Raw genomic sequence first — 14,913 nt, 5'->3', positions numbered from 1 at the left:
CGCCAGCGTTCGTCCTGAGCCAGGATCAAACTCTCATTTTATGATTGTTTGTGACTCATTAATATTACTAGCGAAATTGACTTCGCAAATTACATTTGATACCAGCCTAAGCTGATATGCCCTGCACATTTGTGAAACAAAACTTTGTTCAGTTTTCAAAGGTCTACTGAGTCCTGAATGACTGATGAATATTTAATCAGTCAACTCTTAAATCATATCATTCGTGCTATTCAATGTCAAGCGTTATTTTTAACTGCCAGGCAATTGATTTCACTGTCAAATGCTATGAGATCAGCTTCTACAAGTTGCTGTAGAAATAACAGAACTTCATAAGTATAACAATCGTTGGCAACCAAGTCAATCACTATTTTGAATAAATATGAATTGATTTGGTAGAGCATACTCTGCAGATAAATCGTAACTCTTATATCGCCATCTTCTCCATGAGCATGATGTGTATAATTATTCGACGCATCTGCGCGCCTGCTTTTTAACAACGAATATAATATTACCAAGTTATGCATTCTGGGTCAAGCAATATTTTACATTTTTTCACAAAAAAAGAGTGATGCGTCTCAACATCACTCTTTTACCTTCATTTATTTAAGTTCTGGTGCATCCGTCTTGTACGTGGCTGTAACTTTGCCATGGTTTTTGGCCATTAAACTCGTGGGTTTCGACTTCTGAGCAGCCTTCAACTGCTGCATACCGTTGGAGTACTTATAGTTATACTTCCCCTTATTAACTGATTTGAAATCTTTCAGCTGATAAAAGCGTAACAGATCACCTTGAATTACCCGATCAGACAGGGATAATTCTGAAGTGACGTGGTTTTGCTCTCGAGCCAGACGCTTCTTTTGAACAGTGTTTGGCTTCACTACTGCGCCCGTCTTGGTATTGTAAACAGTCCCGCTCACTTTTGCCAGTTGCGGCGTCACAAAGTCGCCATTTCTAAACGCCACGGTCTGGTTGCGGTTTTTTGCTAATAAATCATTGCCAAACTGGATCGTATGATTATCCTTCACACCCAGTAGGTCCATTAACGTTGGTAACACGTCGATCTCACCGCCATACGTGTGGTTAATACCGCCCTTCATCCCAGCGGCATGAATCATCAGCGGTACCTTCTGGAACTGAGCGAGATCGTAGTTGGTGACCTTCTTCTTGCCCAATAACTGCGCAATAGCGGGTCGGTGATTGTTCGAGATGCCATAGTGGTCCCCATACAATACGATCACACTGTTCTTGTACAGACCGGACTGCTTCATGTAAGTTAAGAATTCACCAAAGGCTTCATCTAAGTAATGAGCCGTCTGAACGTAGGGGTCAACTGTCTTGTCGCCAGTCTTAGTCGCAGGAAAATCAGTGTTTTCTTTATCCAGCTCATAAGGATAGTGGTTGGTCAGTGTGATCAATTTCGCATAGAACGGCTGCGGCAGCTGCTGCAGATACTTAGACGTGTCACGGAAGAAGATCTTATCCTTTAAGCCATAGCCAACCGAGTAGTCCGGCTTTTCCTTATAGTACTGAGAGCTAAAGAAATAGTTATAACCCCATGACTTATAGGTGTTATCCCGGTTCCAAAAACTCGGGACGTCCCCGTGGAAAGCCGCTGAAGTATAGCCCCTTTGACCGAGTATTGCGGGCGCCGCCTGAAAGGTGTTTTGCGTCCCGTACTCCGTCATAGCAGAACCCTGCGGTAGCCCAAACAATGAGTTTTCAAGCATCATCTCGGCATCTGAAGTCTTTCCTTGAGCCACTTGGTTATAGAAATTATCAAAGCTCATCGTGTTTTGATTCTTATAGAACTTATTCAGATTAGGCGTAACTTCCTTGCCATCGACCTTATAGTTGATCAAAAACTGCTGGAAGCTCTCCAGGTGAATGATGATGACGTTCTTACCCTTTTCCGTCCCAAAATACGCCGGGTTGTCCCCCACACGATTATGTTTCAGATACTTCTTCACACTTTGCAGGTCACTGGCGCTGGCATGGGCCCGCGTTGAACTTTGCTTTTGCGTCTGGTAGACGCTAAAGGCGGCATATTCATTCAAGCCCAGGTACTTAACCAAATAGTTGTTATCAAAAGTTCTGGTCAATAAGCCCGAACGGTTAGCGTTAGCCATCCCGTATTCGGCACCCATCAATGAAAAGGCCAATACGGTCATCGTTAACGCGTAACGGCGCTTGAAGGGCCGGCTATCAACGTGAATGACGTGGGTCATTAACAAAACGATCAGTAAAACAACGTCCAAATAGACAAAGAAGTCGATTGGATGAATGATCTGGCCAATACTTTTGCCCAGATTATTTTGAACATTACCAGACCCTTTAATAACACTAAACGTCATAAAATCTGAGAATTCGCGATAATAAAGAATGTTGGCAAAGATCCAGGAAGTCTGAATCAGATCGATCAGGATCATTAGCCAGTAGACTAAACGTCCACGAAAGTATAGTGCAATACCAAACAGTAAAAGTGCAGCCGGAATTGGGTTAACCACCAGTAAGAACTGCTGAATACCACCCTTGACCCCTAAACTAAACTCCGTCTGATACGCGATATACGTCTTAATACAAAATAAAACGACTACTAATATAAAGAACCCAAAAACGGTATTCAACTTAGCAGCCGTTCGTTTTACAAAATCCGACATAACATCGTGCCTCCAGGTTAAACTTAACAAGTGCCATTATATCGAATCTCTATAAAATAGCAATCTTCTCTAAATTACTTTGAAAAAACTTCACACTTATAAGTGATATCAATTTTTCGATAATGACGAATCAGCAGTGATAAAAATAAAAACTATGGTTCCCCATAGTTTTTGTTTTAATTATCGGTTAGCAATTCAAATAACTCAATTGCAGTCAGATCAATGTTATCAAACTCAAAGTGTTCCTTAGCTTGATGTTCATCCAAACTGTAGGTTTGTGTTTCTGGGTGATAAACAACTTGTGCCAGTTCAACGCCTTCCTTTTCGAAACGACGTGGTTGTGGCTCGTCTCCGGCATCTTCTTGCATTGCTTTAAGTCGGTTAATAATGCCGATTAATTGTGATTCCTCCATGAGAATCCCCTTTCCAATTCAATTTAACAGTCTAATTCTACCAAATCCCGTTGCGGTAAGCACGCGTTTTTGCAAATATCCTGATGAAAATTCTAACAGGTCTAACGCATTTCTACAATAGAAAAAAGCAGGTGATTGCCAATACTGACAATCACCTGCTTTTTAAGTCTATGCTTCTGATCTTAATGAATGGTGCGATTCCTGGATTCGCTTAAACATTTTCTCCATGTCAGTATCCGTAAAATGAATCAGCACGGGCCGGCCATGGGGGCAGTTAAACGGGTTTTCCGCCGTTTTCAGGTGTGCAATCAAAGCTTTAGCCTGCTGATCATCCAAATGGTGATTAGCCTTGATGGCCCGCTTACAGCTCATCATGATGGCCGTCTTCTCACGGAACTGGGCCACCGTTAGATGACCATCCCGCAAGACCCAGTCGATCATTTCTTTGACTGTGTCAGACTCCTGCCCGGCTTTAAACCAAGTCGGATGCTGCCGCAGAATAAAGCTGTTAGGGCCAAACTGTTCTAAATGCAGGCCGACTGCCGCTAAAATATCCAGTTTGTCCGTGATTTTTAACATATCACTGGTACTGTAATCCAGCACGATTGGCACTAATAAACGTTGCTGATCTGCGCTGACTTCACCAATGGCCTGCCGGTAGTATTCGTAGTTGACCCGCTCTTGGGCAGCGTGCTGATCGAGGATATAGAGTCCCTCATCCGACTGCGCCAGCAAGTAGGTCCCGTGAAATTGGCCAATGTAGATCAAATTAGGGAACCGGTCTTGCTGCTGGTTTAACAGCTCGGTTTCTTGCGGCTTTTGCGGTTTGGGCGTTGAAGCGGTATTAGCAGTCCCTGCCACCGGTTCATTAAACGGGGTCTGCGGCTGCTGATACTTCTGCTCAAACGCCGAGACTTTAGGTGATGCCAGTTCAGCCTTAGACCGGATCATGATCGGTTGAGCCGACCCGTCAGAGGGCTTTTGGGCAAACAGCGCCCCACTAGAATCAGAGTCTTTAGCGTCAACCGACTTCTTTTGAGCCATTTTGGGCGTTTGTGATGTCGCCCGTGCTTGCGGGGCCACCGGTCTGCTAGTCTGCGGACCGCGCGTAGCTGAAACCGCAGCTAGATTTTGAGCGACCTGTTTGGGGTCCACGTGGCCCCGCCTTAAATTAGTGAGTCCGTCTGGAATCAGATTCTGTTGGCTCAGCTGTTCTTGAATCGCCGTTGAAATAATCTCTGATAACTGCGGTTCCTTGCTGATCCGCACTTCCTGTTTCGTCGGGTGAACGTTAACGTCCACCAGCAGCGGATCCATCTCTAAATTCACCACGGCAACTGGGTAGCGGCCCACCATTAATTTCGAACCGTACCCGGCAATGATGGCCTTGGTCAACTGATAATTTTTAATGTACCGGCCATTTAACAGGATCGTCATGTAGTTGCGGCTGGCCCGCGTTAATTCGGGTAATGACACGTAGCCGCTGACTTTAAAGTCCGCATCCGCACTGTCGATTGCCAGCATCTTACCGGCCTTATTCATGCCATAAATGCTGCCGATGACCTGCCGCAGATCACCACGACCCGCTGTCCGCATCAATTCACGGTTATTATGGGTCAACGAGATTTGAATCTGCGGGTGGCCCAACGCTAACCGGTTGATGATATCGACAATTTTAGAGAGTTCCGTGTTCAGTGATTTCAGGTATTTTAACCGCGCTGGCACGTTATAGAACAGGTCTTTAACCGTAATGTCCGTCCCGCGCCGAGCTTCCGCCGGTTTTTGGGAGATCACTTTACCGCCAGCGATGTGAATGACCTGACCTTCACCACCCGTTGACGTGACCATTTCAACGTCCGCGATAGACGCAATACTTGGCAGAGCTTCACCACGGAAGCCCAGTGAATGGACTTTAAACAGGTCTTTACGGTCAGTGATCTTACTGGTGGCGTGACGGTGAAACGCCAGTTCAAGCTGATCTGCTGCGATACCGTCGCCATCATCAATGACTTCAATGGACTTTAATCCCGCTTCAGCAACGAGAATATCGATCTCGTGGCTACCGGCATCAATGGCATTTTCAACCAGTTCCTTGACAACGGAAGCCGGCCGTTCAATCACTTCACCCGCTGCGATTTGATCAGCTAACACTGTTGAAAGTTCATGAATTGCTGCCATTTTATCACCTCATTACCGTTTTTTTCTTGACTGTGTTAACTCTTGCTGCCACTTATACACTTGATTCATGACGTCCATGGGGGTCAGCCCCATTAAATTCAACGCCTTAACTTGCGCTGCCACCTTGTCCGCCTTGGTAGCCTTCTTTTCCGGCTCACCAAATAGGGACAACTGGGTATCAGCATCCGTAGCTTCAGCCGTCTCTGTCACCGGTTCTGCCGGCTGCGGTTTGGGCTGCGGTTTGGGTTGCGGTTGAGGTTCCGGTTGCACCGGCTTATCCTCAGCCGCCACTTGAACGGAGGCGTGCTGATCTTGGGTCTTCTCTAGGTGGGTCAGAATTTTATCCGCCCGTTTCAACAGTGAATCTGGTAAACCAGCTAATTTAGCCACGTGAATCCCATATGACTTATCGGCTGGCCCATCCTGCATCTGATGCAAAAAGACCAGTTCACCGTTCTTTTCGACGGCGCCCACGTGGACGTTCTTCAAATGTGCCAAACTCTTATCCAGTACCGTTAATTCATGATAGTGGGTGGAAAATAGCGTTTTTGCGTGAATTCGATCATGAACAAATTCAATAATCGCCTGTGCTAAAGCCATCCCATCATAAGTAGCCGTTCCCCGACCGATCTCATCAAATAAGACCAGCGAGTTGGCGGTGGCGTGAGCAAGGGCTTCGTTAGCTTCCTTCATTTCCACCATAAAGGTACTTTCACCGGAGATTAAATCATCCGCCGCACCGATCCGGGTAAAGATCTGATCAAAGATCGGCATCTTCGCCGACTTAGCGGGAACAAAACAGCCCATTTGCGCCAGTATAACCGTTAATGCCAGCTGACGCATGTAAGTACTCTTACCAGACATGTTAGGCCCCGTAATCAGCAAAATAGACGTCTCTTCGGGCATCTTAACATCATTAGGGACATAGGTCTGGCGGCCCAGTACTTTTTCGACCACGGGGTGCCGACCTTCAACAATTTCCAGATCATGGCCCGACTTGGTAAAAGTGGGTGCCACGAAGCGGTATTTTTCACTGATGTCCGCAAAGCTCTGCAAAACGTCCAGTTCGGAAACCGCGTGCGCTAAGCTTTGAATCCGTTGAATATTCTTCTTGACCAGTTCACGAACTTTGACAAATAATTTGTATTCCAGATCGGTGGACTTTTCCTCGGCTTCCAGGATCAGATGTTCCTTTTCCTTTAGCTCAGGGGTGGTAAACCGCTCCGAATTCGTCAAAGTCTGCTTGCGTTCGTAGCGGCCCTCTGGCAACTTATCCAAATTGGTCTTGGTCACGTCAATGTAGTAACCAAAAACGCGGTTGTACCCGATTTTCAGGTTATTAATGCCAGTGGCTTTTCGTTCGGAAGCTTCCATCTCAGCCAGCCACTGCTTGCCGTTATGCATGGCTTGACGGTAGGAATCTAACGTCTTGTCATAGCCATCCTTGATCACGCCGCCATCCGTCACTGACAGCGGTGGTTCATCCACGATGGCTTCGTCGATGACGTCCGTCACATTATCAATTGGATCTAACCGGTCATAGATATCATCAAAAACAGCGTCCGGTAATTCATTTAAAATGTGCTGCAGTTTTGGAATCTGCTTTAACGAAGTCTTTAACTGAATCAGGTCCCGGCCATTCACACTGCCGAAAGCCACTCGGCCAGCCAGTCGTTCCAAGTCATAGACCTTGGTCAGCTCTTCTTGCAAGCTGTTGCGCTCAAAGTACTGATCAACTAACACGCTGACCTTCTTTTGCCGGGCTAAGATGTGTTTGCGGCTCACTAACGGCCGATCCAGCCACTGTTTCAGCAGGCGTCCGCCCATGGCCGTTTTGGTTTCGTCCAGTAACCACAGTAACGTACCGCTCTTTTTGCCGGTCCGCATATTTTGAATCAATTCCAAGTTACGCTGGGAGTAATGGTCCATCTTTAAGAAAAAGGTGGGCTCATACATCACTGCCCGCTGCAAATGGGCCAGGCTTCGCTTTTGCGTCGTGATAATGTAGGTCAGCAGATGGTTCAAAACGGTCAGCTGTTCCGGAGCCGTCACACCCTGGGTCAGATAACTCAGTTCCGACTTCACCTCAGTCTCATCCTGATGAGAAATGAGGATTCCGACCGTCTGCAACTGCTCCAAAACGTCCTTAGAAACCGACTTATCAACGACCGTTTCCTTAGTCTGCAGACTCATCACTTCGTTTAATACGGCGTCAAAATCAGTCAACGACGTCACCTTTAATTCACCAGTGGATAAGTCGGCATAGGCAAAGCCGAATTTGTTTTTGACCTGAGTCAGAGCGGTTAAATAGTTGTTATCCTTGGCGTTACCAGCACCCGTATCAGTCTGAGTCCCCGGTGTGACCAATTGAATCACTTCGCGCTTAACCATGCCCTGAGCGAGCTTGGGGTCTTCCATCTGTTCGCAAATGGCAACTTTATAGCCCCGATCCACCAAGATATCGATGTAGTTTTGAACTGCCCGGTGCGGTACCCCGCACATGGGAATCGGGTTTTTAGAACTATGATTCCGGCTGGTCAAGGTCAGCTCCAACAATTGAGCACCCTTCACAGCGTCATCATTAAACATTTCGTAAAAATCACCCAAACGGTAAAATAAAAAAGCGTCCGGGTACTGATCTTTTATTTTTTGATACTGAACCATCATCGGCGTTTGGTTTACTTTCGCCAATCTCTCCACCTCTACTTCATTAACGATTGTTTACAAATCATACGGGTGGGCATCGTCAATTAAAACCGGTTTGATTTTAGTGGCGTGCCCGGTTTCATCATTGACATCGATCACACAGCCAGACATGATCCCGGGTTCACTAGTCTCAACTACATAACGAGCTGGTCTTTGATCTAAGAAACGTTGGATCACACTAGCGGGCTGCATCCCTAAAATACCAGCAGCCGGGCCAGTCATCCCCGCATCCGTCATAAACGCGGTCTGATGGTCGATAATTTGACCGTCACTGGTTTGCACGTGCGTATGGGTACCGACCACGGCTGACACGCGGCCCTTTAGATACAGGGCGATCGCGCGTTTTTCGCTGGTCACTTCGCCGTGAAAATCAACGAAGATCACGGGGGTTTCTTTTCTGATCTCAGTCACTAATTTGTCAGCCACCGCAAACGGATCATCCAGCGGCGGTAAGAAGACCCGTCCCTGTAAATTGATCACGGCAAGGGTTGCCTGATTAACCTTTAATTTGGTCCAGCTCCGGCCTGGGACGTCTTTTCCCGGGTAATTAGCTGGCCGAATCAACTTGGTCGTGTCATCGATAAACTCGTAAATTTCCTTATTATCCCACGTATGGTTGCCCATCGTGACCACGTCAGCGCCACTTTCGAGCAGCTGCTTGTAGATCTTGCGACTGATACCACGGCCGACAGGTGTTGAGTTTTCACCATTCACAATGGTTGCCTGAGGCTTCAAGTCTCGTTTCAATTTTGGTAAGTAAGTTTGAATCATTTGGACGCCACGATCACCGACAACGTCTCCGATAAATAATATCCGCATGCTGGTCCTCTTATCTAATTTAGTCTATTACAACACGTTTTAGTTTAACACATTTACCGTATAAAAAAGTATCCTCAAGCACTGTTGCCAGTACTTGAAGATACTCCCTGCTAAATGACTATTTAGCGTACGCTACCGACCGAACTTCACGAATAACGGAAACCTTGACGTGACCTGGATAATCCATGTCACTTTCAATCTTCTCTTTAATATCGTGAGCCAGTGTAACAGCGTCCAAATCTGAAATTTTAGTTGGTTTAACGATGACGCGAACTTCTCGCCCTGCTTGAATGGCGAATGACTTCTTCACGCCGTCAAATTCATCAGCGATATTTTCCAGCTTTTCCAACCGGTGAATGTAGGATTCAAGTGAATCGCTCCGTGCACCTGGTCTGGAAGCCGAGATCGTATTAGCAGCTGCCACTATTTCTGAAATGACATAGTGCGGCGTTGCCGTTGACTCGTGAGCCGCGATTGAATCAATTACAACCGGACTTTCTTTGTACTTCTTCGCTAGATCAATCCCAATCTGAACATGAGACTCTTCCACGTCATTTTCAACCGCTTTACCTATATCGTGTAATAATCCTGCGCGTTTTGCTAGCGTGACATCTTCACCTAACTCAGCGGCAAAAATTCCTGATAATTTAGCAACTTCTATGGCATGCGTTAAGACGTTTTGACCATACGAGATCCGGTAGTTCATCTGACCAACCAGCTTAATCAAAGCTGGGTGCATCGAGTGAATACCGAGATCAAATACCGTCTGTTCACCAAGGTCTTGGATCTTCTCATCCAATTCTTTACGGGCCTTTTCAACCATCTCTTCAATGCGAGCTGGATGAATCCGACCATCTTGAATGAGCTTCTCCAAGGCAATCTTAGCAACTTCACGACGAATTGGATCAAAGCCGCTTAAAACAACGGCTTCTGGCGTATCATCGATAATTAAATCGATCCCAGTTAAGGTCTCTAAGGTCCGAATATTACGACCTTCACGACCAATGATCCGACCCTTCATGTCGTCATTAGGCAGTGTGACCACCGATACTGTGGTATCAGATACCATATCGGCACCACTGCGTTGAATCGCTTGAACGATTAATTCTTTAGCCTTCGAGTCCGCTTCTTTAGCGGCCTGTTCATTGCTTTCTTTAATCATTTTAGCGCGTTCCGAACTTAACGCTTGCTTTGCATCATTAATAATCAGGGACTGTGCTTCCTCTTTAGAAAGCGCGGCTGCTTCTTCCACAGCTGCTTGCCGTTTTTCAACAAGTGAGTCCGCCTGTTGCTGTGTTTTAGCTAGTTTTTGCTGTTCCGAACTCAATTTATTTTCCTTGCGTTCGAGAACATCTTCCCGCTTTTGAAAAGCGTTATCTTTACGATCAAGTGCTTCTTCTCGCTGTAATACCCGGTCTTCTTGTTTTTGGACTTCTCCGCGTTGCCGCTTTAAATCCTTTTCAACATCCGATCGATAGCGATGACCTTCCTCTTTGGCTTCAAGCAGTGCCTCTTTGGTATCAGTCTCAGCTTGCTTTTTCGCATCAGCTAAAATGCCTTGTGCTGTTTCGTGTGCTGCGTCCAAATTGCGTTCAACAATTGACTTATGGACAAAGTATCCGATGACAGCACCTACAACGATAGCGATGATTGCGAGGATTATCTCAGGAATACCCATGATTCCACCTCCGCATCATCAAAATTTTTGATTGCTAAATCAGTAAATTTTAAGATGTTAATTGATTATTGACACAACTAATATTCTAATGTTAAGTCGCAACGCTGTCAATAAAAGAGTAGTGAACGATAGCTAAGAAAATGATTTATTAAAAAATGATGATAAAATTAACCAATTAATCGCTGTAATATATATTTTTACTCTTTAACAGCAAAAAGTCCAAGCTGTACTTCAGCTTGGACTTTCATTCTGCTTATTAAGACTTAGCAGGTTTATTTTTAGTTGGTTTTGCCGTTTTAGCATCTTTAACATCAAGGTCTAAGGCCTCAACACTTTTTTCGGTGGCTTGCTTATCGGTATTGGTAGTATCAGTAGCCTCATCGTCAGCAGTCCCATCCATGTTATAAGCCTTACGGACCTTAGTCCTGATCTCACTCATCACATCGGGATGTTCAGCCAAGTAAGTCTTAGCATTCTCACGGCCTTGACCAATTCGGTCATCACCGTATGAATACCATGAACCAGACTTATTCACAATATCCTTGTCAACCGCCATGTCCACCAGTTCACCGGTCTGAGAAATACCATGTCCATACATGATATCAACTTCAGCCCGCTTAAATGGCGGGGCAACCTTGTTCTTGACCACTTTGATACGAACCCGGTTCCCGATAATATCGGTACCTTCTTTGATCTGTTCGGCACGCCGAACCTCTAAGCGAATCGTGGCGTAGAACTTCAAAGCCCGACCACCAGGTGTAGTTTCAGGATTACCAAACATCACGCCGACTTTTTCACGAATTTGGTTAATAAAGATCGCGATAGTCTTGGTTTTATTGATCGACCCCGAAAGTTTACGCAGGGCTTGCGACATTAGCCGAGCTTGCAGGCCAACGTGCGCGTCACCCATCTCACCATCAATTTCAGCTCGAGGAACCAGCGCAGCCACGGAATCGACGACGATCATGTCGACGGCACCACTGGCAACCAGGGCATCCGCAATCTCGAGCCCCTGTTCACCAGTATCGGGTTGTGAAAGCAGCAGATCATCGATATTAACGCCTAAATTAGTCGCATAAGCTGGATCCAAAGCATTTTCAGCATCAATGTAAGCTGCTGTCCCACCGTTCTTCTGGACTTCAGCAACCGCGTGTAAAGCAACGGTCGTCTTCCCAGAACTTTCAGGACCGTAAACTTCCACGATTCTGCCACGGGGATACCCACCAACACCTAATGCATTGTCCAGCGCCAGTGAACCACTGGAGATCGTTGAGATCTGCGTATCAGCCTTATCACCCATTCGCATGATAGAACCTTTACCGAAGTTTTTTTCAATTTTCTTTAATGCAGCATCTAACGCTGCTTGCCGTTCATCAGCCATATGTTCCTCCTTAGTCGCCATTTGCAAATTAAACTATACCTGTCTCAACACAAAATTGCAAGCAAAAATAGAACAAAGGTTCGTATTTTTAGTGAACCGCTAACCGCCGACGAATGAGATCAAGACCCGCCATCACTGAACGTGCCCGAATCCGCTGACGGCCGTTCGTAAAGTGATACAGGAAGGCTTTCGGTTCTTCGTCCCGGTAGGCAATCCCGATCCAAACCGTGCCGGCTGGCTGGCCTTCTAGCTTATCAGGGCCGGCCACACCAGTGAAGGAGACCGCAATGTCAGTCTGCATCTTGGCTTTGGCCTGCTGCGCCATCCAAATGGCCGTGGACTTGCTGACCACGCCCTGAGTCTTGATCACTTCTGCCGGGATCGACAGCAACTGATGCTTTGCTTCGTTGGCATAGGTCACAAAACCACCCGGAAAGACTGCCGAGACCCCTGGAACACTGCCAATCGTGCTTTGAAATTCACCGGCAGTCAGGCTTTCAGCCGCCGTGACGGAAAGCTTGCGGTCGATCAACTGATTGACCACGACACTGGCTAGTGTATTATCATCACCGTAACCGTAGAAGTATTCCCCGTCGATGGCTAAGATCTGGTCTACCATGCCCTGAATCAAGGCATCGGCCTGGTTCTTGTCAGTCGCTGAAGCAGTCACCCGAAGCGTGACCTCTGCCGCCTTTGCGTATGGTGCAATGGTTGGGTTGGTTTGATGGTCGATCAAATCCGCGAGATCCGATACCAGCTTAGATTCACCGATCCCCACAAACCGCAGCACCCTAGAATTAAATACGCGGTTTTGATCACCGTGTTTTTTCAGTTGCGGAATCAATTCCCGGTCGATCATCATCAGACATTCAGCTGGCGGTCCTGGTAACAGAACGTAGCTGGTCCCGTGCTGATTCAAATACAGGTCACCAACGGCAAAGCCATTATGGTTTTTCAAACTGATGGCATGCTGAATTTTTAGTTCCTGTTTCGCGTTATTAGGGGTCTTGTTCTTACCGCTAGTTGCGGCGTAGCTGTCAATCTTAGCTTTAGCATCGTCATCGACAACTAAGGGTTCCCCCAAATGACGGGCAACGATCTGCTTGGTCAGGTCGTCTTCAGTGGGTCCCAGACCACCGATCGTTAAGACGAGGTCATTGCGGCTCTCCGCGACCTTTAACACCTTTTCCAGTCGTTCGGGATTATCCCCGACGACCGTTTGATAATAAACATTGATCCCAATGCCGGCCAGTTGCTGTGCCAAATAGGCCCCGTTCGTATTGGCAATTTGACCCAATAACATTTCCGTTCCAACAGCAATAATTTCAGCGTTCATCACTCAGTCTCCAATCTGATTAACCTTATTTTAGCAAAAAGGGGTTGCTCTCATCTCAAGAACACCCCTCCTTTGTTGTTTAATTATTAAATGAATCGGCAAACACACTCCGGTTCTTAACGAAATAGTCAATTCCTGAGTAAACCGTAAAGAACAGGCAAACGTAAAGCAAGATCGTGCCTAACGGGAAACTAATAAAGAGCACGTTGTTCAGCAGCAATAAAATAATGCTGAGCATTTGTGAAGTCGTCTTTATTTTACCCGGCCAAGCCGCAGCCATCACGGTCCCGCTATTTTCCACGATGATCAGCCGTAACCCGGTCACTGCCAGTTCACGGCAAACGATAATTGCCACGACCCAAGCTGGTGCCATATCCATCTGAACTAACAGGATAAAAGCGGTCATCACGATCATTTTATCAGCCAACGGGTCGGCAAATTTACCGAAGTTGGTCACCAAGTGCCGCCGGCGGGCAATCTGGCCATCCAGAAAATCAGTGATCGACGCCACGGCAAAGACAATTGCCGCCACGATCTGCGTCACTGGAATCTTGGTTGACAGCCAAACGACTGACCCCCAGTCCATTGGTACTGCCAAAATAATCAGAAAAATGGGAATCAGAATAATCCGGCCAATTGTTAATTTATTAGGTAAATTCACGGTGTCCCCTCCAGATACTTAATTTCTTAAGAAAAGGCAAGCTTTTCAGCTTACCTTCCCTGATTACTTAAATTGTACGGTAATGTTTTGAACTTGAGACATCGTCGATGATGAACTAGCAGCGCCAGCAGTAGAACTGCTGGTTGAATTAGCTGCGGTCGTTGAAGACGAGGTCGTTGATGCTGAACTGGTAGCCGTTGACAATGGTAAGGACTTACCGCCAATTGTCACTTTGGTTGCTGGAGCATTACCTAAGTTCAAGGTTGCTGAGGTTGCATTGGCACTCAGCTTAATGGTCCGCGTCTTGCCGGCAGTCACCGTTCCTTGGAAGGCTGAGTTGCCAGCAGATGTCACTGATACCCACGCACTATCTGACGTCTTGACCTTAATCGTTTTCGTCTTGGGTGCGTTCTTCATCGTGTAGGTCGTGGCGTTGCCAGAAGTTGAAACCTTACTGAAACTGGCTTTGGAAACGGGCTTAGAAGAAGATGAGACCTTCTTGCTGGAAGCCTTAGCTGCTGAACTTGACTTAGCAGAACTACCAGAAACGGAGACGGAACTGCTGTCCACGTTTTGGTTATTATGACTTGACTGTGAACTTCGCGTCGTTGCTAACCAGATACCCACTAACACGATCACGACCACGATCACAGCTGCCACGATTGGCACCTGGCGCTTGATCTTGGCTGAACGGTCATCAACTTTTCGCTGCGCCGAACGCGTGGAAGGATTATCTTCATTGACCCGGTCCACGTATTCTTGCGTTTTGGTGCTTGGCAATTGATCGCTAAATTCATCGAGCAGCTCACTGCCGTCTAATCCAACGGTTTGGGCGTACTGCTTAATAAACGCACGGACATAAAAGTCACCTGGTAAATCCGAAAACTTACCGTCTTCAATTGCAATCAAGTATCGCTTTTGAATTTTGGTCGTCTGCTGCAGGTCATCTAATGTATAACCCTTAGCGATTCGGGCGTCACGTAACGTTTCGCCAATTGACTTAGTATTTTCACTCATAAATTTTTCTCCACCTATAACCTTTAAAATCTTGTCATTGCAGTCTTAGTATAGCATACGTCGCGCC

General features: G+C 46.5%; 10 protein-coding genes. All 10 read right to left on the bottom strand.

The genetic code is table 11. The annotated features are described in order from the left end of the window. Window positions 1-599 precede the first annotated feature (599 nt). Window positions 600-2,657, bottom strand: coding sequence for an LTA synthase family protein (locus CES79_RS05550; protein WP_089136559.1), 2,058 nt, complete (start codon window positions 2,655-2,657; stop codon window positions 600-602). A 176-nt stretch (window positions 2,658-2,833) separates the two neighbouring features. Further along, window positions 2,834-3,070, bottom strand: coding sequence for a YkuJ family protein (locus tag CES79_RS05545; protein WP_054654047.1), 237 nt, complete (start codon window positions 3,068-3,070; stop codon window positions 2,834-2,836). Window positions 3,071-3,238: 168 nt separating this feature from the next. Beyond that, the gene (mutL, locus tag CES79_RS05540) at window positions 3,239-5,248 is read right to left on the bottom strand and encodes a DNA mismatch repair endonuclease MutL (protein WP_089136558.1); all 2,010 of its coding nucleotides are present in this window, start codon (window positions 5,246-5,248) and stop codon (window positions 3,239-3,241) included. A 12-nt stretch (window positions 5,249-5,260) separates the two neighbouring features. Then, window positions 5,261-7,915: a DNA mismatch repair protein MutS gene (mutS, locus tag CES79_RS05535; protein WP_089136566.1), complete on the bottom strand. Its 2,655-nt coding sequence runs from the start codon at window positions 7,913-7,915 to the stop codon at window positions 5,261-5,263. Window positions 7,916-7,969: 54 nt separating this feature from the next. Beyond that, window positions 7,970-8,773 carry a TIGR00282 family metallophosphoesterase gene (locus CES79_RS05530; protein WP_089136557.1) on the bottom strand — a complete coding sequence of 268 codons (804 nt, stop codon included), beginning with the start codon at window positions 8,771-8,773 and terminating at the stop codon, window positions 7,970-7,972. Between the two features lie 118 nt (window positions 8,774-8,891). Continuing rightward, entirely contained in the window at window positions 8,892-10,451 is a 1,560-nt protein-coding gene (gene rny, locus CES79_RS05525) for a ribonuclease Y (RefSeq protein WP_054654049.1), read from the bottom strand. A gap of 256 nt (window positions 10,452-10,707) precedes the next feature. Beyond that, entirely contained in the window at window positions 10,708-11,832 is a 1,125-nt protein-coding gene (recA, locus tag CES79_RS05520; RefSeq protein ID WP_089136556.1) for a recombinase RecA, read from the bottom strand. 88 nt (window positions 11,833-11,920) lie between these two features. Next, window positions 11,921-13,168: a competence/damage-inducible protein A gene (locus tag CES79_RS05515; RefSeq protein WP_089136555.1), complete on the bottom strand. Its 1,248-nt coding sequence runs from the start codon at window positions 13,166-13,168 to the stop codon at window positions 11,921-11,923. Window positions 13,169-13,247: 79 nt separating this feature from the next. Further along, window positions 13,248-13,829: a CDP-diacylglycerol--glycerol-3-phosphate 3-phosphatidyltransferase gene (gene pgsA / locus CES79_RS05510; RefSeq protein ID WP_089136554.1), complete on the bottom strand. Its 582-nt coding sequence runs from the start codon at window positions 13,827-13,829 to the stop codon at window positions 13,248-13,250. A 63-nt stretch (window positions 13,830-13,892) separates the two neighbouring features. Beyond that, a complete protein-coding gene (locus tag CES79_RS05505) occupies window positions 13,893-14,846 on the bottom strand; it encodes a helix-turn-helix domain-containing protein (protein WP_054654053.1) in 954 nt (317 codons plus the stop codon). Window positions 14,847-14,913 lie beyond the last annotated feature (67 nt).

The sequence above is a fragment of the Secundilactobacillus silagei JCM 19001 genome (assembly GCF_002217945.1).
Taxonomy (GTDB): Bacteria; Bacillota; Bacilli; order Lactobacillales; family Lactobacillaceae; genus Secundilactobacillus; species Secundilactobacillus silagei.
Note: the sequence above shows the minus strand (reverse complement) of the source record. Positions and strands in the feature narration are given on the sequence as shown.

Coding starts and splice junctions, on each gene's coding strand:
- CES79_RS05550 (WP_089136559.1), bottom strand. CDS start 2,657: ATGTCGGATTTTGTAAAACGAACGGCTGCTAAGTTGAATACCGTTTTT.
- CES79_RS05545 (WP_054654047.1), bottom strand. CDS start 3,070: ATGGAGGAATCACAATTAATCGGCATTATTAACCGACTTAAAGCAATG.
- mutL (WP_089136558.1), bottom strand. CDS start 5,248: ATGGCAGCAATTCATGAACTTTCAACAGTGTTAGCTGATCAAATCGCA.
- mutS (WP_089136566.1), bottom strand. CDS start 7,915: ATGATGGTTCAGTATCAAAAAATAAAAGATCAGTACCCGGACGCTTTT.
- CES79_RS05530 (WP_089136557.1), bottom strand. CDS start 8,773: ATGCGGATATTATTTATCGGAGACGTTGTCGGTGATCGTGGCGTCCAA.
- rny (WP_054654049.1), bottom strand. CDS start 10,451: ATGGGTATTCCTGAGATAATCCTCGCAATCATCGCTATCGTTGTAGGT.
- recA (WP_089136556.1), bottom strand. CDS start 11,832: ATGGCTGATGAACGGCAAGCAGCGTTAGATGCTGCATTAAAGAAAATT.
- CES79_RS05515 (WP_089136555.1), bottom strand. CDS start 13,168: ATGAACGCTGAAATTATTGCTGTTGGAACGGAAATGTTATTGGGTCAA.
- CES79_RS05505 (WP_054654053.1), bottom strand. CDS start 14,846: ATGAGTGAAAATACTAAGTCAATTGGCGAAACGTTACGTGACGCCCGA.